The sequence below is a fragment of the Clostridium sp. genome, from assembly GCF_047777555.1.
GTDB lineage: Bacteria > Bacillota > Clostridia > Clostridiales > Clostridiaceae > Clostridium_H.
Map to the genome: position 1 here is coordinate 69,378 of NZ_JBKEEV010000006.1, position 23,816 is coordinate 93,193.

Consider the following 23,816-nt stretch of genomic DNA (forward strand, 5'->3'; position numbering starts at 1 on the left):
GAAAATAACAAAAAACCGGTGAATTCACCGGTTTATTTTATTAAGCGCTTAGCCCATTTAATTTTGAAGCCAATCTTGATTTCTTTCTTGCAGCCTTGTTTTTATGTAAAACTCCTTTAGCTGCAGCCATATCTAAAGACTTAACAACATTAGTATAAGCAGTCTTAGCTTCGTCTAAATTATTGCTATCAACAGCAGCTTCAAACTTTTTAATTTGTGTTTTTAATGCTGATTTGATCATTTTATTTCTAAGAGTTTTAGTTTCGATAACTTTTATTCTTTTTTTAGCTGATTTAATGTTTGCCATTCCTTTTTCACCCCCTTATGGATTTAGTAGGGTTAAGCAGCTTCGGGGAATCTTCGTACCATTGCCTTACTCAACAAATGATATTATAACATTATTTACTAGGTACTTCAAGTAGAAATTTCTAAAAAAGAAATTCTTAAATATGGTAGAGAATAAATTAAATTTTTTATTTGATATGAATTACTATATAGATATTATTAGCCAAAGTATTATGAATTATTAAATTAAGATTAGGTAAAAATACTTATAAGTATTGATTAAGAAAGGATAGTGAAGTTATGGTAAATGTAAGAACGGATTTAGCAGTAGAAGCAAAAGAAATTTATGAAGAGCAAAATCAAGGAAGAAAAATACCAGGAGTTGAAATAAAAGAAGATTTTGAAAATGGAGTACATGTTACGGATGTTATGATAATAGATGAGATTGGTGAAAGAAATATGGGAAAACCTATAGGAAGATATGTAACCTTAGAGATGCCTGAAAATGTTAATTTTGATAGAGATGCAGCAGATGATGTTAGTAAAGTATTTGCTAAAACTTTATCCAGTATGATTTCTTTAGATAAAAGTATGACTGCACTAGTAGTAGGCCTTGGAAATTGGAATATAACTCCCGATGCATTAGGACCAAAGGTGATATCCCGACTTATGATAACAAGACACTTAAAGGAACTAGTTCCAGACAGCATAGATGAAAATATAAGACCAGTATGTGCACTATCTCCAGGCGTTTTAGGACTTACTGGAATTGAGACAGGAGAGATAATAAAAGCTGTTGCAGATGATATTAAACCAAACTTAATAATTTGTATAGATGCTCTTGCCTCTAGAAGAACAGAAAGAATGAATAGGACTATTCAAATTGGAAATACAGGCATATCTCCAGGGTCTGGAATAGGAAACAAAAGAATGGAAATCAGCGAAAGAACTTTGGGTATACCGGTTTTAGCTATAGGAGTTCCAACTGTGGTACATGCAGCCACTTTGGCAAATGATACTATAGATTTAGTCATAGATACATTTATAAATGAAGCAACTAAGGGCAGTGACTTTTACAATATGTTGAATTCACTAGATAAAGATGAAAAAGAGAGACTTTTAAATGAAGTTTTGTATCCACAAATTGGGGATATGGTAGTAACACCTAAGGATATTGACCTTATGATTGATGTAATTTCAAAAATTATAGCTAACGGAATAAACATAGCTCTTCAACCTGCTTTAACTTTAGAAGATATAAATAAATATATAAATTAGTAATATTTGAAAAATATCCCTTCATATATATTAATTAAAACAGAGGAGGGATATAAGTGAACTTTAGAAAAAATAATGGATTTGAATTTACAGCTATACTGAGCTTGTCTGTTCTTGGATTATTGATTGCTATCATAATGCTAGGTGGGGCTAAAAGATTTTATTTTAATAAAAATCAGCCCATAAATGGATTTTATTCAAGAGTAATTCATTATACTATGCCTTTAACGCAGTTGAACAGTGTGGCTAAAGGCGAAGGATATGAAACAGGGTCATTTAAAGAAACATTGTTGAGAAGCATTGGAATAAGCAGTAAAAATTATATGTCTATAGTTGGAAAGGAAATTTCCTATGTAAGTGCAGACTTAAATTATGCTAAAAAATCACAAAATAATGTAGTTGAAGATCCTGAAAATGCTTTTGATGAATTTGTATTAAACGATGATCAAGTATATGTGGAAGAAAATAAGGTGGAAAATGGTATAGATATGAATTCTGCACCAAGTTTTAGTGAAGAACTAAAAAAAGAGCTTTCATCAAAACCTGAAGTTCTTATTTATCACACCCATACTTGCGAGAGCTATAAACCTTATGCTAATAAGTATGGTAGTAACGTGGATAAAAATAAAAGTGTTGCAGCAGTAGGAGAGCAATTAAAAAAGGAACTAGAAAAGTATGGCATAAATACAGTACATGATACCACAATACACGATATTGAGACATATAATGGAAGTTATGCAAAGTCGAGAGTTACACTGCAAAAATATCTAAATGAATATAAGGATTTTAAACTTATAATAGATTTGCACAGAGATTCAGTTGAAGATAAAGATGTAATGACCACGACCATAAATGGAGAAAGTGTAGCTAGATTTTCCTTCGTTATGACGAAGAATCATCCAAACTCTGAAAAAAATATTCAAGTTGCGGAAAAATTAAAAGAAATATCAAATAAGCTTTATCCAGGAAATAAGAATACTAATAGTTTTTATAAAAGAACTTTCTATTATAATCAAGGGAGACAGTTTTATAGTCAAGACCTTAATGAAAATATAGTCTTAATGGAAGTTGGCTCTCATGTAAATACTTTAGATGAGGCTAAAGGTTCCACTAAATATTTAGCCAGAGTAATTGCTGAATATATAAATGGAAAGAATTGAATAAAATGATATAAAAAAGTACATCCTTATATTTAAGGAGGTACTTTTTTTATGAAAAGAATAAAAATACTGTCATTTGTAATAATCATATTTTTACTTATAGGTTTATGTAAAGTAAATTTAAATTTGAACAGACAAATATATATGAGCATAGCATCAGATATAAGCAATGAAGATCTTTACTATAACAATGGTAGAAATCGTTGGAATTTAGATCATATGATAGAAGTATTTAGCTATCCAAGCAAGTATGATATAGTAGATATAAATGGCAAGAAAAGTACTAAAGAAGATGAAATAACTATCCCAAGAATTAGAATACTTTTTAGCGCAAAACCTTTTGATTTTAGGATAGATACAAAAAAATATGTATTTTATATTAATAGTAGAATAATGTCTAATTTCAAATCAAAACTGCATAGTACTAGTGAGAGTATGAAAGATAGTACAATTATATTTTTTAAAAATATTTGTTCTAAATTCCTTTAAAAAAGACTTATTATTGACATGTATCCAGATTCTTGTGATATAATTTATTGTAATTTATGATGCACAATGGGGGTAAAATACATGCATAACGATAGAAAAAAATATATAAGAAATTTTTCAATAGTGGCGCATATCGATCATGGAAAGTCTACACTTGCCGATAGGCTTTTGGAGGAGACTGGAACCCTTACAGAGAGAGAAATGGAAAATCAAGTGCTTGATAACATGGAACTGGAAAGGGAAAGAGGCATAACAATAAAATCTCAAGCTGCAAGATTGATATATAAGAGAGATAATGGAGAGGAGTATATATTAAATTTAATAGATACTCCGGGACATGTGGATTTTAACTATGAGGTTTCAAGAAGTTTAGCAGCTTGTGAGGGAGCTATACTGGTTGTAGATGCTACGCAAGGTATACAAGCACAGACCTTAGCTAACTGTTACCTTGCTTTAGATCATGATCTTGAAATAGTTCCGGTTATAAATAAGATAGATTTACCAAGTGCAAGGCCAGACGAAGTAAAACAGGAAATTGAAGATATTATAGGGATAGAAGCCCAAGATGCGCCTTTAGTTTCAGCGAAGACAGGGTTAAATATTAAAGATGTTTTAGAAGCTGTAGTTGAAAAAGTTCCAGCTCCAGAAGGAGATGAAGAAGCTCCATTAAAAGCTTTAATATTCGATTCATACTATGACAGTTATAAAGGTGTAGTTTGCTATGTAAGAATTAAAGATGGTTCAGTTAAGGTAGGAACTAAGATTAAGTTTATGGCTAGTGGAAAAGAATACGATGTTACAGAAGTTGGGGTTTTTACTCCTAATTTTCTTCCAACTGGAGAGCTAAAAGCAGGAGAGGTTGGATATATTACTGCTTCAATAAAAAACCTAAGGGATGCAGCAGTAGGAGACACTATAACAGATGCAGCAAGACCAGCAGAAGAGCCATTAGAAGGTTATAGACCAGCGGTTCCTATGGTATTCAGTGGTATTTATCCTGTGGATGGAGCAAAATATGATGAATTAAAGGATGCATTAGAAAAGTTAAAGCTAAATGATGCCGCATTATCTTTTGAGCCTGAAACATCCATAGCTTTGGGATTCGGTTTTAGATGCGGATTTTTAGGGCTGCTTCATATGGAGATAATTCAAGAACGTATAGAAAGAGAGTTTAATTTAGATATTATAACTACAGCTCCATCAGTTATATATAAGATATATAAAAAGGATGGAGAAATGCTGGAGATGACAAATCCAACTAACATGCCTGATCCTACAGAAATAGATAAAATGGAAGAGCCAGTAGTTAAGGCATCCATAATAACCCCTTCAGATTATGTAGGCTCAGTAATGGAATTATGTCAAAACAGAAGAGGAACCTTTATAGATATGGAATATATTGAAACTACAAGAGTAGTGTTAAATTATTATATTCCTTTAAATGAGATAATTTACGACTTTTTTGATATGTTAAAATCAAAAACAAGAGGATATGCGTCTTTAGACTATGAATTACATGGATATAAAGAAGCTAAGCTAGTTAAATTGGATATGCTGTTAAATGGAGAGGTTGTAGATGCATTATCTATGATAGTTCCAGAAGAAAAAGCATACCATAAGGGTAGAGCTATTGCTGAGAAACTAAAAGAAGTAATTCCAAGACAAATGTTTGAAATTCCTATTCAAGCGGCAATTGGATCAAAAATAATAGCAAGAGAAACAGTAAAAGCTATGAGAAAAGACGTGCTTGCAAAATGCTATGGAGGAGATATTTCAAGAAAGAAAAAGCTTCTTGAAAAACAAAAGGAAGGTAAAAAGAGAATGCGTCAAATCGGAAGTGTAGAAGTTCCACAAGAAGCATTTATGTCAATACTTAAGGTAGATGACTAGGATATATGAAGAAAGATTTGAATAAGAATTGAAAGGTAGTAAAGAGAAATGAATAAAGATATAGCGCTTTATATTCATATTCCCTTCTGCAAACAAAAGTGTTTATACTGTGATTTCCCTTCCTTCTGTGGAAAGGAAACACAAATGATATCTTATGCAGAAGCCCTTTCTAAAGAATTAGATAGTGTAGATAAGAGAATAAAAACAATCTTTGTAGGTGGGGGAACTCCCACCTACTTATCTTTAGAAGCATGGAATATTGTAAAAAGAAGTATAGATAAATTGAATAAGACTTCAGATTTGGAGTTTACTGTAGAAGGAAATCCTGGAACCTTTAGCGAAGAAAAGCTAAAACTATTCAAATCTATGGGAGTAAACAGACTAAGTATAGGACTTCAAGCTTGGCAAGATAGTCATCTTAAATCCATAGGAAGAATACACTCTAAAGATGAATTTATAAACAGCTTTAGTATGGCAAGAAAATTAGGCTTTAAAAATATAAATGTAGATTTAATGTTTGGACTTCCAAACCAAAGCTTAGATGAATGGAAAGAAACGCTGGACGAGGTTACTAGATTAGAACCCGAACATTTGTCTTGCTATAGCCTAATAGTAGAGGAAGGTACACCTTTTTATAAGTCTTATGAAGAGAATAAACTAAATTTACCTGAAGAAGAATTAGAAAGAGAGATGTATCATTATACATTAAAATTTTTAAAGTCAAAGGGATATAATCAATATGAGATATCTAATTTTTCTAAAAAAAATAGAGAGTGTAAACATAATCTGGTCTATTGGAGTTTAGATGAATATTTAGGCTGCGGAAGTTCAGCCCATTCCTACATAGATGGCTATAGGTTTAGAAATGAAGATAATATAGAAAAGTATATTCAAGATATAAATAACCGCGGAACTGCTGTAGTGGAAAAAAATAAAAACTCATTGCAAGATAATATGGAAGAATTCATGTTTATGGGCTTAAGAAAGATAGATGGAATATCTATGAAAGATTTTCAAGAGAGGTTTAATACATCCATTTTTAATGTATATAAAGATGTTATTGAAAAGTATAAAAATAAAGGAATGATTATTGAAAAAGGAGACAGGATATTTCTATCACCAAGAGGAATTGAAATTTCGAACTTTATTATGAGCGATTTTATACTATGTTAACAAAATATAGGGAAAACATGAGAAAAAAAGAGATTTAATGAGAGAATTTTAATTGAATAGAGATATTTATGAAAAACTAATACATTATACAAACATGGTAATATTGACAAAAAAATAGTTGAGTGATAATTTTAAAACATAGCCGTTAGCACTCAGTTGAACAGAGTGCTAATAAAAGAGGTGATGAAATAGATGGATTTTAATATTGATGAAAGAAAAATTAAAATACTACAAGCTATTATCCATGATTATATCATCACAGGGGAGCCGGTAGGTTCTAGGACTATAGCAAAAAAATATGATTTAGGAATAAGTTCAGCTACTATAAGAAATGAAATGTCTGATCTAGAGGAATTAGGACTTATCGAACAGCTCCATACATCTTCAGGGAGAAAGCCTTCAGATAAAGGATATAGATTATATGTAGATAAACTTATTAAAGTACCTAAACTAACTAAGGAAGAAGAATTAATGATAAAGACGCAGCTTATTAACGAAGCACTATATGAAGTAGATAAAATAGTTAAAAAAGCGGTGCTATTGCTCTCAGAACTTACTAAATTAACTTGTGTAGTTAAAATTCCATCTGTGAGAAATAGTTCTATAAAAATGATACAGCTTTTAGGTATTGATAATAATAATATTCTTTCTATAATAGTTACACAAAATGGAATGATTAATAATAATTTAATAAGGATTAATAAAGCTATAAATAACGATGCACTTCAAAAGATTTCAAATTTTTTAAATAGCAAGCTTACAAATTTGACTATTCAGGATATAAACTTAAAAGTAATAAATGAACTAAAGAGTGGCTTAACAGGATATGAAGATATTTTTGATGCCATTATTACAGTTTTATATGATGCTTTAAATAGAGCCGATAATAGCGAGGTTTACTATGAAGGAGCATCCAATATATTTAATTATCCAGAATATAATGATGTTGAAAAAGCAAGGCAGTTTTTATCTTTAGTAGATAATAAAGATCTTTTAGCAAAGCTATTTAATAGAGGTATGGAATTAAATTCTAATAACTCAAATGTTATAAATATAAGCATAGGTAAAGAGAATATAGTAGAAGACGCAAAAGAGTGTAGTGTAATTTCCGCAACTTACAGCTTAGGAAATGAGCCACTTGGAACCATAGGGGTTATTGGGCCTACGAGGATGCAATATTCTAAAGTCATTTCATTATTAACCCAATTGGTTGGAATACTTAATAATAATATTGGTCAAATTTATTTTGATAATAAGTAAGAGGTGAAGACATGATCAACGATGAAAATTTAAAGCAAGTTGAGGATAATGAGGAACAATTAGAAGAAGCTAAAGAAGAATTACAAGAAGAGACTTTAAAAGAATCAGAAGTAAATGAAGATATGGAATTTGAAGAGCTTAAAGAAGATACTAATGATATGGAAGATACTAACGATATTATAGAAGAAAATGTAGTTGATGATTTAAATAATAAAAATGAAGAGTTAAAGAATGAAAATTTAAGGTTAAAAGACGAAAATACAAAACTTAAAAATGAATTAGAAGCTTTAAAAGATAGGCTTTTAAGAATAAATGCAGAGTATGATAATTTTAGAAAAAGGACTGATAAAGAGAAAAAATTAATATATACTGATGCTTGCGAAGATATATTAAAACATATGCTCCCTGTTTTTGATAATCTAGAGAGAGCAATAGCAGCAGAAGGAAATGCTGAAGATCTTAAAAAGGGAATAGAAATTACAATTAAGCAGTTTAATGATGCATTTGAAAAATTAGGAGTTGAGGAAATTCCAACAAGTGGAGAATTTGATCCTAACTATCACAATGCTATAATGCATGTTGAAGACGATAGCTTTGGAAAAAATCAGATAGTAGAAGTATTCCAAAAAGGTTTTAAAAGAGAAGATAAAGTGCTAAGATTTAGTCTTGTTAAAGTTGCTAATTAAATTAAACATATAACAATAGGATAATAACTTAAGTTAAGTAGAGGACACAAATCTTAAGTAGAGAGTTGAAATCTCTGCTTTGGAGGAACAACTTGATCTATAAGATGATTTGTTGTGAATCGCTTATTTATCTTATATAAAAAAGATAAGTTACAAATTATATAGGAGGTAAAGAATAAAATGGGAAAGGTAATAGGAATTGACTTAGGAACTACAAACTCATGTGTAGCAGTTATGGAAGGTGGAAATCCAGTAGTTATAGCTAATGCTGAAGGTTCAAGAACAACTCCATCAGTAGTAGCTTTCAAAGATAATGGTGAAAGACTTGTAGGTCAGGTAGCAAAAAGACAGGCAATTACAAACCCAGATAAAACAATTATATCAATAAAAAGACATATGGGTACAGATTACAGAGTGACTATAGATGGTAAGAAGTATTCACCAGAAGAAATATCAGCAATGATACTTCAAAAACTTAAAGCAGATGCTGAGGCTTACTTAGGAGAGACTGTAACTGAAGCAGTTATAACAGTTCCAGCATACTTTAATGATAGTGAAAGACAAGCAACAAAAAATGCTGGTAAGATAGCTGGTCTTGACGTTAAGAGAATAATCAATGAACCAACAGCAGCATCTCTTGCTTATGGCCTTGATAAAATGGATACAAATCAAAAGATATTTGTATATGATTTAGGTGGAGGTACTTTTGATGTATCTATCCTAGAACTTGGAGATGGAGTTTTTGAAGTTAAAGCAACAAATGGTAATACAAGACTTGGTGGAGACGACTTCGACCAAAAGATAATAAACTACATTGCAGATACATTTAAAGCTGAAAATGGAATAGATTTAAGAAATGATAAGATGGCTCTTCAAAGATTAAAAGAAGCAGCTGAAAAGGCTAAAATAGAATTATCTTCATCAACAAAGACAAATATAAACCTACCATTTATAACAGCTGATGCAACTGGTCCAAAGCATATAGATATGGATTTAACAAGAGCTAAATTTGAGGAATTAACAGCTGACTTAGTTGAAGCAACAATTGAGCCAATGAGAAAAGCACTACAAGATGCTAATCTTTCAATCAACGATATAGATAAAGTAGTTCTTGTTGGAGGTTCTACAAGAATACCAGCAGTTCAAGAAGCAGTTAAGAAGTTTACTGGCAAAGAACCATCTAAGGGAGTTAACCCAGACGAAGTTGTTGCTATGGGTGCTGCAATTCAAGCAGGAGTATTAACAGGAGATGTTAAGGATGTATTACTTCTTGATGTAACTCCACTAACATTAGGAATTGAAACAATGGGAGGAATTGCAACTCCATTAATAGAAAGAAATACAACTATACCAACAAAGAAAAGTCAAATATTCTCAACAGCTGCTGACAACCAAACTTCTGTTGAAATCCATATAGTTCAAGGCGAAAGAAAGATGGCAGCAGATAATAAGACTCTTGGAAGATTCCAATTAAATGATATACCACCAGCACCAAGAGGAATTCCACAAATAGAAGTTACTTTTGATATAGATGCTAACGGTATATTAAATGTTTCAGCTAAGGATAAGGGAACAGGAAAAGAGGCAAATATTACAATTACAGCTTCAACTAATCTTAGCGATGATGAAATAGATAAGGCTGTAAAAGAAGCAGAGAAGTTTGCAGCAGAAGATGAAAAGAGAAAAGAAGCAATAGATGCTAAGAACAATGCTGATTCTGTAGCTTATCAAACAGAAAAAACATTGAAAGACCTTGGAGATAAGGTATCAGCTGAAGATAAGAAAGCTGTAGAAGAGAAATTAGAAGCTTTAAAGAAAGTTAAAGACGGAGAAGATGTAGAAGCTATAAAGAAAGCTACAAATGATTTAACTGAAGCATTCTATGCAATTTCACAAAAACTATATCAGCAATCAGGAGCACAAGCTGATCCTAATATGGGAAATATGGGTAGTAATGCAGAAAGCGCTCAAGGTGGTGCTCACGCTGGTGATGATAATGTAGTAGATGCAGATTTTAAGGTTGAAGACGACAAATAAATTGTGTATACTTGATATAGTAAGATAGTTAAGGGATGGTCTAAGTGCCTTCCCTTAATTTGAGTTTAATATATTATTAGGTGGTGAATAGGGATGGCTAATAAAGACTATTATGATGTGCTTGGAGTATCAAAGGGCGCAAGTGACGATGAATTAAAAAAGGCATACAGGAAACTAGCCATGAAATACCATCCTGACAGAAATCAAGGGGATAAAGAAGCAGAAGAGAAGTTTAAGGAAATAAACGAAGCATATCAAGTTCTTTCTGACCCTGAAAAAAGAGCACATTATGATCAGTTTGGAACAGCTGACTTTAATGGCGGCTTTGGTGGGGGCGGCTTTGATTTTTCAGGTATGGGAGGTTTTGAAGATATATTTGACAGCTTCTTTGGTGGAGGTTTTTCTTCAAGAAGAAGAAATGGTCCAGAAAGAGGTGCTGATCTTGAATATACTATCAGTTTAACTTTTGAAGAAGCTGTATTTGGAATAGAAAAAGAAATTTCTATATCAAAGAATGAAAAGTGTGAAACTTGTAACGGAAGTGGTGCAAAATCAGGAACTCATCCAAGGCAGTGTGACAAATGCAAAGGTACAGGACAAGTAAGATATCAGAGAAGTACCCCACTAGGAAGTTTTGTAACTACTAGTACCTGCGATAAATGTGGAGGAAGTGGAAGTGTTATAGATACACCATGTCCTACTTGCCATGGAAAAGGTACTGTAAGAAAGAATAAGAAGATAAAGATAAATATTCCTGCTGGTGTAGATACAGGTAATGTATTACCGCTAAGAGGACAGGGAGAACCAGGTAAAAATGGTGGACCAAATGGAGACTTATATATAAATATAAGAGTAGCATCACATAAGATATTTAATAGAAAAGGCTTTGATATATATACAGAAGAGCATATAAGCTTTGGAAAAGCTGCTTTAGGTACAGAACTTAAAGTACCAACTATAGATGGAGATGTAAAGTATACTGTTCCACCAGGAACTCAACCAGGAACTGTATTTAGGTTAAGAGGGAAAGGAGTTCCAAAGGTTAATGGCCGCGGAAGAGGAGACCAGTATGTTAAAGTGATTGTAGATGTACCTAAGAACCTAAATGAAAAACAGAGGGAAGCTTTAATAGCTTTTATGGAAGCTAGCGGAGAAAAGATAGGAGAAAGTCGTAAAGAAACTAGAGAGTCTATTGTAGATAAAATTAAAAAAAGCTTCAAATAAAACTTGTTTCTCTCCATAGGAGAGAAACAAGTTTTTTAGTTTACAACTTAGTTAGATTTGCATTATAATTAAATGATATATACGGCAGAGAATAAAAACGAAGGAGAGTTTAAGCATATGGATAAACAATGGTTGGAAGTAGAGATCATTACAACTAGTGAGGCTGTTGAGGCTATAACAGGGATATTATATAATACAGGAGTTCAAGGAGTTTCTATACTAGATCCTAAAGATGTGGAGGAAAAAATTAAAAGTCCAGGACTTGATTGGATAGAAGAATATCCTATAAGTCCAGATGATTCAGCTGTTATAAAAGCTTATTACAAAGATAGTGAAAAGTTCAAAGATGATTTACAATATATAAAGGAAAGTGTAATGAACTTAGATAAATTTGGCATAGACAAAGGAGAAGGGAAGGTCACTGTTAAAAGTGTAAATGAAGAAGACTGGGCGAACAATTGGAAGAAATACTATAAGCCTACAAAGATAGGAGAAAGAATAGTAGTTAAGCCTACTTGGGAAGAATATAGTGCAGATAAGGATGAAATAGTTCTAGAATTAGACCCAGGTATGGCCTTTGGAACAGGAACTCACCAAACCACAAGACTGTGTGTTAGAGCTTTAGAGAAGTATGTAAGTAATGATGCTATCGTATTTGATATAGGAACAGGTTCAGGAATACTTGCTATAGCTGCTGCAAAATTGAAAGCAAAAAAAGTAGTAGGTGTAGACTTAGACCCTGTAGCTGTAGATTCTGCTAAAAAGAATTCAAAGCTTAATAATTTAGAAAATATAGAAATACTTCATGGAAACTTAATAGATGTAGTTGAAGGAAAAGCGAATATTGTAGTTGCTAATATATTAGCTGATATAATAAAAGTATTAACAGAGGATGTTAAAAGTGTTCTTGTAGATGGAGGCTATTTTATATCTTCAGGAATAATACTAGATAGAAAAGATGATGTAATAGCAAAACTTGAGGAATGTGGGTTTAAAATTGAGGAAGTAACTGTAGATGGAGAATGGTGCTGCATAATTGCAAAAGCATAAAAGGAGCGTTACAGAGATGCATAAGTTTTTTGTAAGCGAAGATATGATATTTGATAATAAGGCTGTAATTGAAGGTGATGATGTTAAGCATATTTATAAGGTGCTAAGACTTAAAGAAGGAGATACGGTAAATATAAATAATTGTAATGGGAAAGAGTTTTTAGGACAATTAGAAGATATAACTAAATCCAAGGTAGAAGTTAAACTTTTAAAGGAGTTAGATGTTAATAATGAAAGTCCTATAGATGTATATCTTTATCAAGGCTTTCCCAAATCCACAAAGATGGATATAATAGTTCAAAAATGTACTGAACTTGGAATTAAGGAGATAACCCCTGTTATAACAGAAAGGGTACTTTCATCTCAAGGAGAAATAAAAAAGGATAATAAGAAAATAGAGAGATGGAATAGAATAGCTTTTGAAGCTTGCAAACAAAGCAAAAGAACCTTAATACCTGTGGTAAATGAGCTTATAGATTTTAAAGAACTATTAGAAGAACTAAAACAAATGGATTTAATAGTGGTTCCATATGAGAACGCAGAAAATTATGGAGTAAAACAAATGATTAAAAACTTACATAAGGAAGTTAAGAGAATAGGTATAGTAATTGGGCCTGAAGGTGGTTTTGAAGATAGTGAAATAAGTGCTTTAAAAGATATTGAAGCGCATATTATCACTCTAGGTCCAAGAATACTTAGAACAGAGACAGCCGGATTTACTACTCTTGCTTTGCTTATGTATGAACTGGGAGATTTAGGAGGAAGAATTTGATGAAAGTTGCTTTTGCTACATTAGGATGTAGAGTTAACCAATATGAATCAGAAGCTATGGCGGAAAAATTTATAAAGAGCGGATATGAAGTAGTTCCTTTTGAAGATGTAGCAGATGTTTATGTAATAAATACTTGCACTGTTACTAATATGAGTGATAAAAAATCGCGCCAAATGATATCAAGAGCTAAAAGAAAAAATAAAGATGCTATTATTGCAGCTGTTGGATGCTATACTCAAATTGCTCCAGATAAAGTTAGCGAACTTGGAGATGTAGATGTAGTATTAGGTACAAGAAACAAAGGAGAAATAGTTTACTGGGTTAATAGAGCAAAAGAAGAGAAGAAGCAAATGGTTGCAGTTAATGATGTTTTAAGGAATAAAGTTTTTGAAGATTTAAAGATAGAAGATTATCAAGATAAGACTAGAGCATTTTTAAAGATTCAAGATGGATGTAATAATTTTTGCTCTTACTGTTTGATTCCATTTGCAAGGGGAGCAGTATGCAGTAAAGCTCCAGAAACTGTTATTTATGAAGTAAGAGAATTAGCAAAGCATGGATTTAAGGAAGTAATATTATCAGGTATAGATATATCATCCTATGGCGTTGATTTAGAAGGAGATTATAATTTACTAAAAATACTTCAAGAGATAGAAAAGATTGAAGGAATAAATAGAATTAGAATAGGGTCAATAGGACCAGAGTTTTTCAATGAAGAAATAATAAAGGAAATTGGGAAACTGAAAAAATTATGTCCTCATTTTCACCTTTCACTTCAAAGTGGATGTGATGAGACTTTAAAAAGAATGAATAGAAAATATAATACAGAACAATATAGAAATATAGTTAATTTATTAAGAAAATACGTAAAAGATGTATCAATAACAACGGATATTATAGTAGGTTTTCCTGGAGAAACGGAAGAAGAATTTAAAAAGACTTACAATTTCTTAAAAGAGATAAAACTTTCAAAGATGCATATATTTAAATATAGTCCAAGAAGCGGAACGAGAGCTGAAAGTATGGAAAACCAAGTTGATGGAAATATTAAAGAAGAAAGAAGTAAAATGCTTCTAGACTTGAATAAAAAGAATGAAAAAGAATTTATGGATAAATTTATCGGCAAAGATATGGAAGTTCTATATGAACAGATGTATAATGAAAATAGTTATGAGGGTTATACCCCTAACTATATTAAAGTTATATCTCAATCAAAGGAACCTTTACATGGTAAAATTTTAAAAACTAAGTTAGAAAGTATAAAGGAAGATTATATCATAGGGAAAATAGTAAGTAAATAAAGACACCTTTAAAGAAGGAATTTTATTATTGGTGTTGAATATAAAAAATGAATAAAAGCAAGGAGGTGATAATCATGGAAGACTGCATATTTTGCAAAATAATTAAAGGAGAAATACCTTGCAAAAAAGTGTATGAAGATGATAAAGTCCTAGGCTTTGAAGATATAAATCCAAAAGCACCAATACATATCCTTTTAATACCAAAAAAGCATATAGAAAGTTTAAATGATTTATGTGAGGAAGATTCAGATATAATAAGTCATATGATGCTTGTGGTTAAAAAAGTTGCCGAAAAGGTTAATATCCGTGACAATGGATATAGATTGGTGGTAAACTGTGGAAAAGATGGGGGACAAGAAGTTCCACATATTCATTTTCATATTTTAGGAGGTAAACCTCTTAGCTGGTCACCAGCTTAAAAAAGAAAATAAGATTAAACTATGAAAGTAGTTGACAGCTTGTAAAAAAATGTTGTATAATTACCAATGTGCTATTTTGCCCTCAGTAACTGCAAATTACTTAGGTTTTATTACTGCTAGGGAGGGAGGGATAATCGTTGTCAGAAATCAAATTAAGAGAGAATGAAACATTAGAAAGTGCGCTAAAAAGATTTAAAAGATCTTGTGCAAAAGCAGGTGTTCTATCTGAGGTAAGAAAGAGAGAACATTATGAAAAGCCAAGCGTAAAAAGAAAGAAAAAATCAGAAGCTGCAAGAAGAAGAAAAAGCAAAGTTAGATAAGAATTATTGAAAGAAGGTAACTCAAGTATGTCTCTTAAGGAAAAATTACAACAGGACTGGAAAAAAGCTATGTTAGAAAAAAACAAGTTTAAAGCCAGCACTTTAAGTATGGCAAAAGCCGCTGTTCTACAAGTTGAAAAAACTGATAATAGAATTTTAAATGATGAAGAAATTATTGAACTTTTATCGAAGGAAGTGAAACGTAGAAGAGATGCTATTGCTGAGTTTGAAAGAGGTAATAGACAAGATTTAGTTGATGAAGCTAATTCTGAGATAGAGATTTTATTAGAGTACCTTCCTAAGCAGTTGACCCAAGATGAAATTGCTGAAATAGTTCGTCAGACAATTAATGAAACAGGGGCAAGTAGTGTCAAGGATATGGGAAAAGTTATGTCAGCTGTAATGGCTAAAACTAAAGGTCGTGCAGATGGCAAACTTGTAAGTGCCATTGTAAAACAAAATTTAAATTAAATGAAATAAAAGTTTGAAAAAACTTAAATTAGGATCCAGTTTAAAGCTGGATCTTTTTATTTTATAGTAATTTATTAAGTAGAAAGTTCATAAATTAGTATGAAAGTAATTTTTAGGAGAGCGCAGATTGAAAAAGAAGATATATAAGACTAAAGAAACTATTGCGCAAAAACTTGGATTGCCAAGAGATGTGGTTTTAGATATACCCCAAATAATAGTAACAGGCAATAATGAAATTACTATTGAAAATCACAAAGGAATAATAATGTTTGAAGAAGAGGAAATTAAGTTGAATTCAAATTCTGGAACTATTTCTATCAGAGGAAAAAATCTTGAAATACTATTTATTGGAGGAAGTACTATAGTCTTAGGAGGTAAATTTAAAGGTATAAGTTATGAGGAGAATGAAGCATGAGTAAGTTTAATTTTGAGAAGTATAAAAGGGGAATGATAACAATTGAAATTCAGACTATGACACCAGAGAAATTTATAAATTTACTTTGGAAAAATGGGGTCAATATTAGCAACGTAAGAAGAATAGACATAACCACATTGCGATTTGATGCAAATTTAAAATATTATGATACAATAAGTAATATGGCTAAGAGGACCAGTACTAAACTAAAAATAGTTAGGAGAAGTGGCCTATCCTTTTTTATAATTAAAAATAGAAGAAGAAAAACTCTTACAATTGGCATTCTTATTTTTATCTCAATAATATATTATTTATCTACATTTATATGGAATATAAATATTACTACTGAGAACAATGTTACACCTTATGAAATAAGGAATCAGTTAAAAGACTTAGGAATTGCTCCTGCGGTTAGAAAAAAGAAAATAAATGTATATGATTTAGAAGAAAAAATTATAAAAAATAATAGCGATATAATGTGGGTTAAGGCAAGAATAGAAGGAGTAAAATTAAATATAAGCATTGCAGAAAGGCAAGAGCCTCCTAATTTTATATCGGATAATTCTCCATGCAATATAGTTGCTAAGAAGGATGGAGAGATTATAAGGGTATATAGTTCAACTGGGACAGCAATTGTAAAAAATGGAGACATCGTGAAAAAGGGAGACATATTAGTTAAAGGAGAACAAGGAAAAGAGGAAGCTACATATCCGGTTCATGCATCAGCAGAAGTTATAGCAAGAACATTCTATGAAGAGAAAAAACAAGTACCAATTGAATATGTTAGCAGGGATAGAACTGGAAAAGAAGATAAAAATGTGTATATAGAACTGTTTGGAAAAAAAATTTACCTAAAAAAGGCCAAGAATAACTTTAAAATATATGATAAAATATCTATGGATGATTCTTTCATAAAAAAAGAAGTATATTTTGAGGTGCAAGAAAAACAGAAAAAAATAAACACAGAAGAAGTTAAAGAAAAAATAGCTGATGAACTTTTTTCGAATATAATTGTAAAGTTAGATAAATCTGTTAAAATAGTAGATAAGATAGTAGATGCAAAAAAAGAAAATGGTAAATATGAAGTAAGAGTTATGTTAGTAGTTGAGGAAAATATAGCAGAACCTCAAGTATTTCAGCCTGATATTAATGAGAAAGTAGATGGAAAATAAAATATGTAAGGGCTATAAAGTATTTGCAGAAGACAAGGTATGACTATAAAAAACAAGGACGTGATTATAATAGATTATGAAAATCATAAGTAGAATAGAAAGCAATGATTTAAAAAAATTAATAACCTTTATTCTTACTTTTATTTTTATATCGGCAATACTAATGACTTCTTTAGTTACAAAAAAATACAATTTAAAAGTAGGGGATATACCTAAATTTGATATTAAAGCTCCAAAAGAAGTTACAGATACTCTCAAGACTAAAGAAAAGCAGCAGCAAAAAGAGGAGTCTGTACCTCTCCAGTATAATAAAAATTTAGAAATTAAAAAGGAAGCTTTAGAGCAGATAGATAGTTTGTTTTTTAGAGCTAACAATTTATTGGAAAGTACCTTAGATGAAAGTCATAAGGTTCAAGATATAAGAGAAAATACACAAATCAATCTATCAGAAGAGGAAATAAAAGTTTTAGTGAGTTTAAATGAAACACAGCTTAAATCTTTACAAGAAAATTTAAAAGTTATAATTAGTAAAGTGTTAGACATGGATATAAGAGAAGATAATGAAGAGGATATTAAAAAAGCCCAGGATGCTATTGCTGTAAAATTTAATAGTTCTAAATTATCTAGAAACTTAAGAGATTTGGGAATTAGAATAGGTACATTAATGGTAAAACCAAACTTTTTTTATGATGAAGAAAAGACAAATGAGCTAAAGATTGAAGCAAAAAAATCTGTTCAACCTATTGTAATAAAGAAAGGCCAAATTATTGTAAAAGAAGGGGAGCCGGTAACTGATAGAGATTTAATAATATTAAAGGATCTTGGACTTTTAGATAGTGAGGATAATAAGTATATCTATTTAAATATAGCTGCTTTAGTACTACTAGTAATGTTTCTTCAGTGGTTTTATATATATAAGTATTATAAAGAGATATATAATGATTATAGTAAGTTAATATTATTAAATATACTTACATGTATATCTATACTTTTAGGAAGAACTATATCTATAATTTCACCATTTTTAATACCATTGGCATGTATTCCCATGCTCATAACCCTTTTAATTAATTATAAGATTTCAATAGCATCTAGCATTATTAATTGTATTTTACTAAGTGCTGTTTCTCAATTTAATATTGAAATAACATTGCTTGCTATACTAAACAGCATATTAGGAGCTGTTGTTCTTAAAAGAATTCAGCAAAGAAATGATATACTTTATGCGTCTTTATTTATAGGAGTCATGAATACTATTCTAACTTTCACAGTAGGATTCCTTTTAAGCAATAATGTGATAGAAGTTTTAAAAAGATCTGGGTATTCTTTCATAGGAAGCATTATGGCAGCTATACTGACTATTGGCTTTTTGCCTTTCTTTGAGAGTACTTTTGATATAGTTACAAATATTAAACTTTTAGAGCTCTCAAACCCTAATCATCCTGTCCAAAAAAAGTTGCTTTTAGAAGCTCCGGGTACATATCATCATAGTGTACTAGTGGCAAATTTAGCAGAGGTTGCTGCAGAACAAGTAGGTGGGAATCCGGTGCTTGCCAGAGTTGCTGCTTACTATCATGACATAGGAAAAATTAAAAGACCTATGTTTTTCAAGGAAAATCAAGTAGGACGTGATAATCCTCATAATAAGATAAATCCTAATTTAAGCACTCTTATAATAACTTCTCATGTAAAGGATGGTATTGAAATTGCAAAAGAATATAAGCTTCCAAAAGTTATAAGAGATGCAATTGAGCAGCATCATGGAACATCTTTGGTGAAGTACTTTTATGTAACTGCTAAAAACAACAGCGAAAGACCAGAGGAAATTAAGGAAGAAGATTTCAAATATTCAGGTCCCAAACCGAACAGTAAGGAAAATGCTATTTTAATGCTGGCTGATGGAGTTGAGGCTGCTGTGAGATCTATAAGTGAGCCTACAAAAGGGAAAGTACAAGAGATGGTTAATAATATAATTAAAGCTAGACTTAATGAAGGTCAGTTGGATAACTGTGACTTAACGCTAAAGGATTTAGATAAAATAAGAGCAGCTTTTTTAAAAGCTCTATCAGGAATATATCATCAAAGAATTGAATATCCTACTGAGAACAAAGTACATGAATTAAAAGGAGAATAGAAAATGATATATATAGACAACAGACAAGATAAATTAGAGGTAGATGATGATATTTTAAAAAGCGTAAATGACATTATAGAGTATGCTTTAAAAGAAGAAGAAGTAAATATTGATACGGAAATAAGCGTGATATTTATTGATAATGAGCAAATAAGAAATATAAATAAGGAGCAGAGAAACATTGATAGGGTAACTGATGTATTGTCTTTTCCTATGTTAGATTACCCTAAGGGTAAGGTATATAAAAATGTATATAAGGATAACAACTTTTCTCCAGCAGACTTAAATGAAGGAAGACTTGTATTAGGAGATATTGTACTGTCTTTAGAAAGAGCAAAGGAACAAAGTGAAGAATATGGTCATTCATTTTTGAGAGAAGTATGTTATCTTACAATTCATTCAGTTCTTCATCTTTTAGGATATGATCATATGGAAGATGAAGAAAGAAGTATAATGAGGGAAAGGGAAGAAAAAATTTTAGAAAAATTTAATATAACAAGAGAAGTATAGGTATTATTAATAATGATTTAAATGACATGCAGTACAAGAATGGGCTGCATGTCAAAATTTTATCCTTACATAGAAGTGGAGTGATTTTTATAAAAAAGGTAAAAAAATTAATAGATAGTTTCAATTATGCTATTGAAGGATTAATATATACAGTAAGAACTCAGAGAAATATGAGAATACATATGGTGGCAGCACTATTAGTGCTCAGCGCATGCTTTTTTTATGATTTAACAAAGATGGAGCTTCTAGTTATAACTATAACTATAACTATGGTTCTTGTATGTGAAATGATAAATACCGCCATAGAATTTGCTATAGATGCTACTACAAACTATTATCATCCCTTGGCGAAGCTTGCTAAAAATGTTGCTGCTGGAGCAGTATTGGTAACTGCTATAAATTCTATATTAGTAGGGTATATTATATTTTGGGATAGATTGATGCCTTTTACATTTGTAGTAATAAAAAAAATAAAGAATTCTGAACCATATATGATTTTCTTAAGTTTAGTTATTGTATCTTTGGCTACGGTAATAGCTAAAGCAATATTTGGAGAAGGTACTCCATTAAAAGGAGGTATGCCAAGTGGTCATAGTGCTATAGGATTTTCTATAGCTACTACTATAGCTTTACTTACTGAGGAGCCTACTGTTATAATTCTTAGCTATATCATGGCTTTTATAGTAGCGCAAAGTAGGGTAGATTCTCAAGTTCATTCTGTTTTAGAGGTAATAGCTGGAGGATTGTTTGGAACGCTTCTAACGTTATTGATTTTTAAAATTTTGTAGAAATAAGCCATGAATAAAAATTTTGAAATGTACATAATACATGATATAATTATATTCTAAAAAATGTTGTACAAAATTAATCCTAAGGAGGAATAAATATGGAATATGGGGAGTTAATAAGAGAAGCTTTAAAATATAGAGAAAATGCTTATGTGCCATATTCAAAATTTAAAGTAGGTGCTGCTGTTATAATGGATGATAATAAAATATATGGAGGATGCAATATAGAAAACGCATCATTTGGAGCTACAAATTGTGCAGAAAGAACAGCTATATTTAAAGCCGTATCTGAAGGAAATAAAAATCTTAAGGCAATAGCCATAGTTGGAGATACATCAAATTATACTGCTCCTTGCGGCATTTGTAGACAGGTAATTGCAGAATTTGGAGATAAAAATACAGATATAATTCTTGTAAAAAATGAAAATGATTATAAAGTTAAAAAATTAGAAGATATATTGCCAGGTGCATTCACTAAAGAAGACTTAAATAAGTAAGGAGGAAATATGTTTAAATCAGGATTTATAACAATTATAGGAAGGCCCAATGTGGGAAAATCAACTTTAACTAATAAAATAATAGGGGAGAAGTTATCAATAGTATCTTGCAGACCACAAACCACAAGAAACAATATACGTGCAGTGTTAACCAAAGAGAACTGTCAATTAGTTTTTGTAGATACTCCAGGCATTCATAAACCAAGACATAAACTGGGAGAATACATGGTTAAGATTGCAGAAGAATCTACTTCTGATGTGGACTTAGTTGTATTTATAACAACTCCTCAAAAAGAAATAGGTAAAGGGGATGAAATGATATTAGAGAGCTTAAAAAAATCTAAAAATCCAGTATTTTTAGTTATTAATAAGGTAGATGAAAATCCACCAGAGCTAGTGGCAGAAACATTAAAGAACTATTCTGAATATATGAATTTTGCTGAGATAGTTCCTATATCAGCTAAGAGTGGAAAAAATGTTGATACATTAGTAGAACTTATGATAAAACATATGCCAGAAGGACCTAAGTATTATCCTGATGATGTAATAAGTGATGTCCAAGAGAGATTTGTAATTTCAGAGATTATAAGAGAGAAAGCCTTAAGATTATTATCTGAAGAAGTACCTCATGGAATTGCAGTAGAAATTATAACAATGAAAAAAGACGATAGAAATAAATATCATATAGACGCAAATATATTATGTGAGAAAGATTCCCACAAAGGTATTATCATTGGTAAAGGCGGACAAATGTTAAAAAAAATCTCTACTTATGCAAGACAGGATATGGAGAAGTTTTTAGGGGCTAAAGTAAGTCTTGAAATATGGGTCAAGGTAAAGAAAGAATGGAGAGATAGTAACTTTGTTTTAAAAGAGCTAGGATATAAAGATTAGTTTTAGCAGATATTGAAGCAAAAGTAAAATTTACTAAAAATTCATAAAATTTTTAGTAAAGTACTGTTATTTATTCTCAAAAATAGGTTATAATATAAATATAGGAGATGATCTTCTGTCAATTTTTAAAACCAAAGCTATAGTTCTAAAAACGCAGGATTTTAAAGAAAGTGATAAGCTTTTATGGCTCTTTACTGAAAAACTTGGGAAAATAACTGCTATAGCAAAAGGTGCTAAGAAAAGCAAAAGTAAATTTTTTGCTTCAACTCAAAACTTTTGCTTTGGAGAATATGTATTATATAGAGGGAAAAATTTATATAATATAAATGAAGTAGACATTATAGACTCCTTCCAAGATTTGCTAAAAGACTTAGATACTATAACTTATGGTTCCTATTTCTGTGAACTTATCTTAATTGCTCTTCAAGAAGAAGAGAGCAATAGATGGCTTTTTCAAGAATTTGTTAAAGGTTTTTATTTAATGAAAAATAATGTTGTGGATTTAGAAATCCTAGCTAGGACACTAGAACTTAAATTGCTAAGAGCAACAGGCTATGGATTTCAATTTGAAAACTGCAGTATATGCGGAAATAAAATAAATAAATCTAATTATTTAAGCATACAATATCATGGTGGAACGTGCAATGAATGTAATAAAGTTAATGGAATAAGTATAAGTTATGGTGCATATAATGTTTTGAAATTTCTTGATAGAAGTCCTGTTGAAAATATTCCTAGAATTTCATTAAGCGATGATTTAAAAAAAGAAGTATATAAAATTTTAAACATCTTTATTTCACAAAGCTACTCAAAACAACCGAAGAGTTTAGAAATTTTTAGTTATATAAAAAGGAGTGAGCAAGATGAGTGATATAACCTTAGAAAAGATTGACATATTAAGAGAAAGAACAGGAATTAGTTATACTGAGGCAAAAGAAGCTTTAGAAGAGTGTGATGGTAATGTTGTAGATGCATTGATATTTATAGAAAATAAAAATAAGAAAAATAGTAAAGATGATTTATATACTACTAAAGATGAATTTATAAGTTGGATGAAAGAAATCATCAATAAAGGCAATGTAAATAGAGTAAGAATAAAAAGAGATGATAAAGTAATTTGTGATATTCCTGTTAATGCAGGAGTGGCTGCAGGAATGTTAGCATTATGGTATCCACCGCTAATGGCTCTTGGAATACTAAGCGCTGTATTTGCAAAGATAACTGTTGAAATAGTAAAAAGCGACGGATCTGTCGAAGTCGTAAATAAGATAATAAAAAATAAGGCCAAAGATGTTAAAGAAAAAGTTGACGACATAACTTTTGATGTCAAAGAAAAAGTAGAAGATATAGCATCTGAAATGAAAGAAAAATTTGAAAAAAAGGATTCTAATAATAAAAAAGATGAAAATGTGTATCAATATACAGTAACTTTTGAAGAAGTTGATGAAGATAAAGAAGATAAAGATGATGAAAATAAGGACGGCAGATAATGCTGTCGTCCTTAATTAGTAATATTAGATATTCCTAAATAATTTACATATAAAATATAAATCACAAAATAGTATAGCCTATTTAAAATAAAGTATATCAT

At 30.7% G+C, this 23,816-nt stretch carries 25 protein-coding genes; 24 read left to right on the forward strand and 1 reads right to left on the reverse strand.

The features are described from left to right. Window positions 1-40 precede the first annotated feature (40 nt). A complete protein-coding gene (rpsT, locus tag ACFWTK_RS10290; RefSeq protein WP_415875930.1) occupies window positions 41-307 on the reverse strand; it encodes a 30S ribosomal protein S20 in 267 nt (88 codons plus the stop codon). A gap of 278 nt (window positions 308-585) precedes the next feature. Here rpsT and gpr point away from each other — a divergent pair, with 278 nt between their 5' ends. The 24 genes from gpr to ACFWTK_RS10410 all read left to right on the forward strand — a co-directional run bounded on the left by gpr (window position 586) and on the right by ACFWTK_RS10410 (window position 23,715). Next, window positions 586-1,563, forward strand: a complete 978-nt coding sequence (gpr, locus tag ACFWTK_RS10295) for a GPR endopeptidase (protein ID WP_415875931.1) — start codon at window positions 586-588, stop codon at window positions 1,561-1,563. Between the two features lie 56 nt (window positions 1,564-1,619). Beyond that, entirely contained in the window at window positions 1,620-2,723 is a 1,104-nt protein-coding gene (locus ACFWTK_RS10300; protein ID WP_415875932.1) for a stage II sporulation protein P, read from the forward strand. A gap of 51 nt (window positions 2,724-2,774) precedes the next feature. Then, entirely contained in the window at window positions 2,775-3,212 is a 438-nt protein-coding gene (locus tag ACFWTK_RS10305; protein ID WP_415875933.1) for a hypothetical protein, read from the forward strand. 81 nt (window positions 3,213-3,293) lie between these two features. Next, window positions 3,294-5,102 (forward strand): translation elongation factor 4, encoded by a 1,809-nt coding sequence (gene lepA / locus ACFWTK_RS10310; RefSeq protein ID WP_415875934.1) that lies wholly within the window; start codon window positions 3,294-3,296, stop codon window positions 5,100-5,102. Between the two features lie 48 nt (window positions 5,103-5,150). Continuing rightward, window positions 5,151-6,275: a radical SAM family heme chaperone HemW gene (gene hemW, locus ACFWTK_RS10315; protein WP_415875935.1), complete on the forward strand. Its 1,125-nt coding sequence runs from the start codon at window positions 5,151-5,153 to the stop codon at window positions 6,273-6,275. A gap of 192 nt (window positions 6,276-6,467) precedes the next feature. Beyond that, a complete protein-coding gene (gene hrcA, locus ACFWTK_RS10320; protein WP_415875936.1) occupies window positions 6,468-7,535 on the forward strand; it encodes a heat-inducible transcriptional repressor HrcA in 1,068 nt (355 codons plus the stop codon). A gap of 11 nt (window positions 7,536-7,546) precedes the next feature. Next, window positions 7,547-8,221, forward strand: coding sequence for a nucleotide exchange factor GrpE (gene grpE / locus ACFWTK_RS10325; RefSeq protein ID WP_415875937.1), 675 nt, complete (start codon window positions 7,547-7,549; stop codon window positions 8,219-8,221). Window positions 8,222-8,401: 180 nt separating this feature from the next. Beyond that, complete coding sequence (dnaK, locus tag ACFWTK_RS10330; RefSeq protein ID WP_415875938.1) at window positions 8,402-10,258, forward strand: molecular chaperone DnaK; 1,857 nt, start codon at window positions 8,402-8,404, stop codon at window positions 10,256-10,258. A gap of 93 nt (window positions 10,259-10,351) precedes the next feature. Continuing rightward, on the forward strand, window positions 10,352-11,482 hold the full coding sequence (gene dnaJ, locus ACFWTK_RS10335) for a molecular chaperone DnaJ (RefSeq protein WP_415875939.1): 1,131 nt from the start codon (window positions 10,352-10,354) through the stop codon (window positions 11,480-11,482). A 117-nt stretch (window positions 11,483-11,599) separates the two neighbouring features. Further along, window positions 11,600-12,532, forward strand: a complete 933-nt coding sequence (gene prmA / locus ACFWTK_RS10340; RefSeq protein WP_415875940.1) for a 50S ribosomal protein L11 methyltransferase — start codon at window positions 11,600-11,602, stop codon at window positions 12,530-12,532. Between the two features lie 16 nt (window positions 12,533-12,548). Beyond that, a complete protein-coding gene (locus tag ACFWTK_RS10345) occupies window positions 12,549-13,304 on the forward strand; it encodes a 16S rRNA (uracil(1498)-N(3))-methyltransferase (protein WP_415875941.1) in 756 nt (251 codons plus the stop codon). Next, the gene (mtaB, locus tag ACFWTK_RS10350; protein WP_415875942.1) at window positions 13,304-14,605 is read left to right on the forward strand and encodes a tRNA (N(6)-L-threonylcarbamoyladenosine(37)-C(2))-methylthiotransferase MtaB; all 1,302 of its coding nucleotides are present in this window, start codon (window positions 13,304-13,306) and stop codon (window positions 14,603-14,605) included. The genes ACFWTK_RS10345 and mtaB overlap by 1 nt, the downstream gene beginning before the upstream one ends. 74 nt (window positions 14,606-14,679) lie before the next feature. After that, on the forward strand, window positions 14,680-15,024 hold the full coding sequence (locus tag ACFWTK_RS10355) for a histidine triad nucleotide-binding protein (RefSeq protein ID WP_415875943.1): 345 nt from the start codon (window positions 14,680-14,682) through the stop codon (window positions 15,022-15,024). A gap of 137 nt (window positions 15,025-15,161) precedes the next feature. Next, on the forward strand, window positions 15,162-15,344 hold the full coding sequence (gene rpsU, locus ACFWTK_RS10360; RefSeq protein WP_061858669.1) for a 30S ribosomal protein S21: 183 nt from the start codon (window positions 15,162-15,164) through the stop codon (window positions 15,342-15,344). Between the two features lie 27 nt (window positions 15,345-15,371). Then, window positions 15,372-15,815 carry a GatB/YqeY domain-containing protein gene (locus ACFWTK_RS10365; protein ID WP_415875944.1) on the forward strand — a complete coding sequence of 148 codons (444 nt, stop codon included), beginning with the start codon at window positions 15,372-15,374 and terminating at the stop codon, window positions 15,813-15,815. Window positions 15,816-15,942: 127 nt separating this feature from the next. Beyond that, window positions 15,943-16,230 carry a sporulation protein YqfC gene (gene yqfC, locus ACFWTK_RS10370; RefSeq protein WP_415875945.1) on the forward strand — a complete coding sequence of 96 codons (288 nt, stop codon included), beginning with the start codon at window positions 15,943-15,945 and terminating at the stop codon, window positions 16,228-16,230. Next, window positions 16,227-17,402, forward strand: coding sequence for a sporulation protein YqfD (gene yqfD, locus ACFWTK_RS10375; RefSeq protein ID WP_415875946.1), 1,176 nt, complete (start codon window positions 16,227-16,229; stop codon window positions 17,400-17,402). The genes yqfC and yqfD overlap by 4 nt, the downstream gene beginning before the upstream one ends. Before the next feature lie 76 nt (window positions 17,403-17,478). Then, complete coding sequence (locus ACFWTK_RS10380; protein WP_415875947.1) at window positions 17,479-19,536, forward strand: HD family phosphohydrolase; 2,058 nt, start codon at window positions 17,479-17,481, stop codon at window positions 19,534-19,536. Between the two features lie 3 nt (window positions 19,537-19,539). Next, window positions 19,540-20,046 (forward strand): rRNA maturation RNase YbeY, encoded by a 507-nt coding sequence (ybeY, locus tag ACFWTK_RS10385; protein WP_415875948.1) that lies wholly within the window; start codon window positions 19,540-19,542, stop codon window positions 20,044-20,046. Between the two features lie 80 nt (window positions 20,047-20,126). Beyond that, complete coding sequence (locus tag ACFWTK_RS10390; RefSeq protein WP_242862642.1) at window positions 20,127-20,834, forward strand: diacylglycerol kinase; 708 nt, start codon at window positions 20,127-20,129, stop codon at window positions 20,832-20,834. A 98-nt stretch (window positions 20,835-20,932) separates the two neighbouring features. Beyond that, complete coding sequence (locus ACFWTK_RS10395) at window positions 20,933-21,331, forward strand: cytidine deaminase (RefSeq protein WP_415875949.1); 399 nt, start codon at window positions 20,933-20,935, stop codon at window positions 21,329-21,331. A 9-nt stretch (window positions 21,332-21,340) separates the two neighbouring features. Then, window positions 21,341-22,225 (forward strand): GTPase Era, encoded by an 885-nt coding sequence (era, locus tag ACFWTK_RS10400; RefSeq protein WP_415875950.1) that lies wholly within the window; start codon window positions 21,341-21,343, stop codon window positions 22,223-22,225. Window positions 22,226-22,325: 100 nt separating this feature from the next. Beyond that, window positions 22,326-23,096, forward strand: coding sequence for a DNA repair protein RecO (gene recO / locus ACFWTK_RS10405; RefSeq protein ID WP_415876016.1), 771 nt, complete (start codon window positions 22,326-22,328; stop codon window positions 23,094-23,096). Next, complete coding sequence (locus ACFWTK_RS10410) at window positions 23,089-23,715, forward strand: DUF4342 domain-containing protein (RefSeq protein ID WP_415875951.1); 627 nt, start codon at window positions 23,089-23,091, stop codon at window positions 23,713-23,715. Before recO ends, ACFWTK_RS10410 begins: the two co-directional genes overlap by 8 nt. Window positions 23,716-23,816: the final 101 nt, after the last annotated feature.

Coding starts and splice junctions, on each gene's coding strand:
- rpsT (WP_415875930.1), bottom strand. CDS start 307: ATGGCAAACATTAAATCAGCTAAAAAAAGAATAAAAGTTATCGAAACT.
- gpr (WP_415875931.1), top strand. CDS start 586: ATGGTAAATGTAAGAACGGATTTAGCAGTAGAAGCAAAAGAAATTTAT.
- ACFWTK_RS10305 (WP_415875933.1), top strand. CDS start 2,775: ATGAAAAGAATAAAAATACTGTCATTTGTAATAATCATATTTTTACTT.
- lepA (WP_415875934.1), top strand. CDS start 3,294: ATGCATAACGATAGAAAAAAATATATAAGAAATTTTTCAATAGTGGCG.
- hemW (WP_415875935.1), top strand. CDS start 5,151: ATGAATAAAGATATAGCGCTTTATATTCATATTCCCTTCTGCAAACAA.
- hrcA (WP_415875936.1), top strand. CDS start 6,468: ATGGATTTTAATATTGATGAAAGAAAAATTAAAATACTACAAGCTATT.
- grpE (WP_415875937.1), top strand. CDS start 7,547: ATGATCAACGATGAAAATTTAAAGCAAGTTGAGGATAATGAGGAACAA.
- dnaK (WP_415875938.1), top strand. CDS start 8,402: ATGGGAAAGGTAATAGGAATTGACTTAGGAACTACAAACTCATGTGTA.
- dnaJ (WP_415875939.1), top strand. CDS start 10,352: ATGGCTAATAAAGACTATTATGATGTGCTTGGAGTATCAAAGGGCGCA.
- prmA (WP_415875940.1), top strand. CDS start 11,600: ATGGATAAACAATGGTTGGAAGTAGAGATCATTACAACTAGTGAGGCT.
- ACFWTK_RS10345 (WP_415875941.1), top strand. CDS start 12,549: ATGCATAAGTTTTTTGTAAGCGAAGATATGATATTTGATAATAAGGCT.
- mtaB (WP_415875942.1), top strand. CDS start 13,304: ATGAAAGTTGCTTTTGCTACATTAGGATGTAGAGTTAACCAATATGAA.
- ACFWTK_RS10355 (WP_415875943.1), top strand. CDS start 14,680: ATGGAAGACTGCATATTTTGCAAAATAATTAAAGGAGAAATACCTTGC.
- ACFWTK_RS10365 (WP_415875944.1), top strand. CDS start 15,372: ATGTCTCTTAAGGAAAAATTACAACAGGACTGGAAAAAAGCTATGTTA.
- yqfD (WP_415875946.1), top strand. CDS start 16,227: ATGAGTAAGTTTAATTTTGAGAAGTATAAAAGGGGAATGATAACAATT.
- ACFWTK_RS10380 (WP_415875947.1), top strand. CDS start 17,479: ATGAAAATCATAAGTAGAATAGAAAGCAATGATTTAAAAAAATTAATA.
- ybeY (WP_415875948.1), top strand. CDS start 19,540: ATGATATATATAGACAACAGACAAGATAAATTAGAGGTAGATGATGAT.
- ACFWTK_RS10395 (WP_415875949.1), top strand. CDS start 20,933: ATGGAATATGGGGAGTTAATAAGAGAAGCTTTAAAATATAGAGAAAAT.
- era (WP_415875950.1), top strand. CDS start 21,341: ATGTTTAAATCAGGATTTATAACAATTATAGGAAGGCCCAATGTGGGA.
- ACFWTK_RS10410 (WP_415875951.1), top strand. CDS start 23,089: ATGAGTGATATAACCTTAGAAAAGATTGACATATTAAGAGAAAGAACA.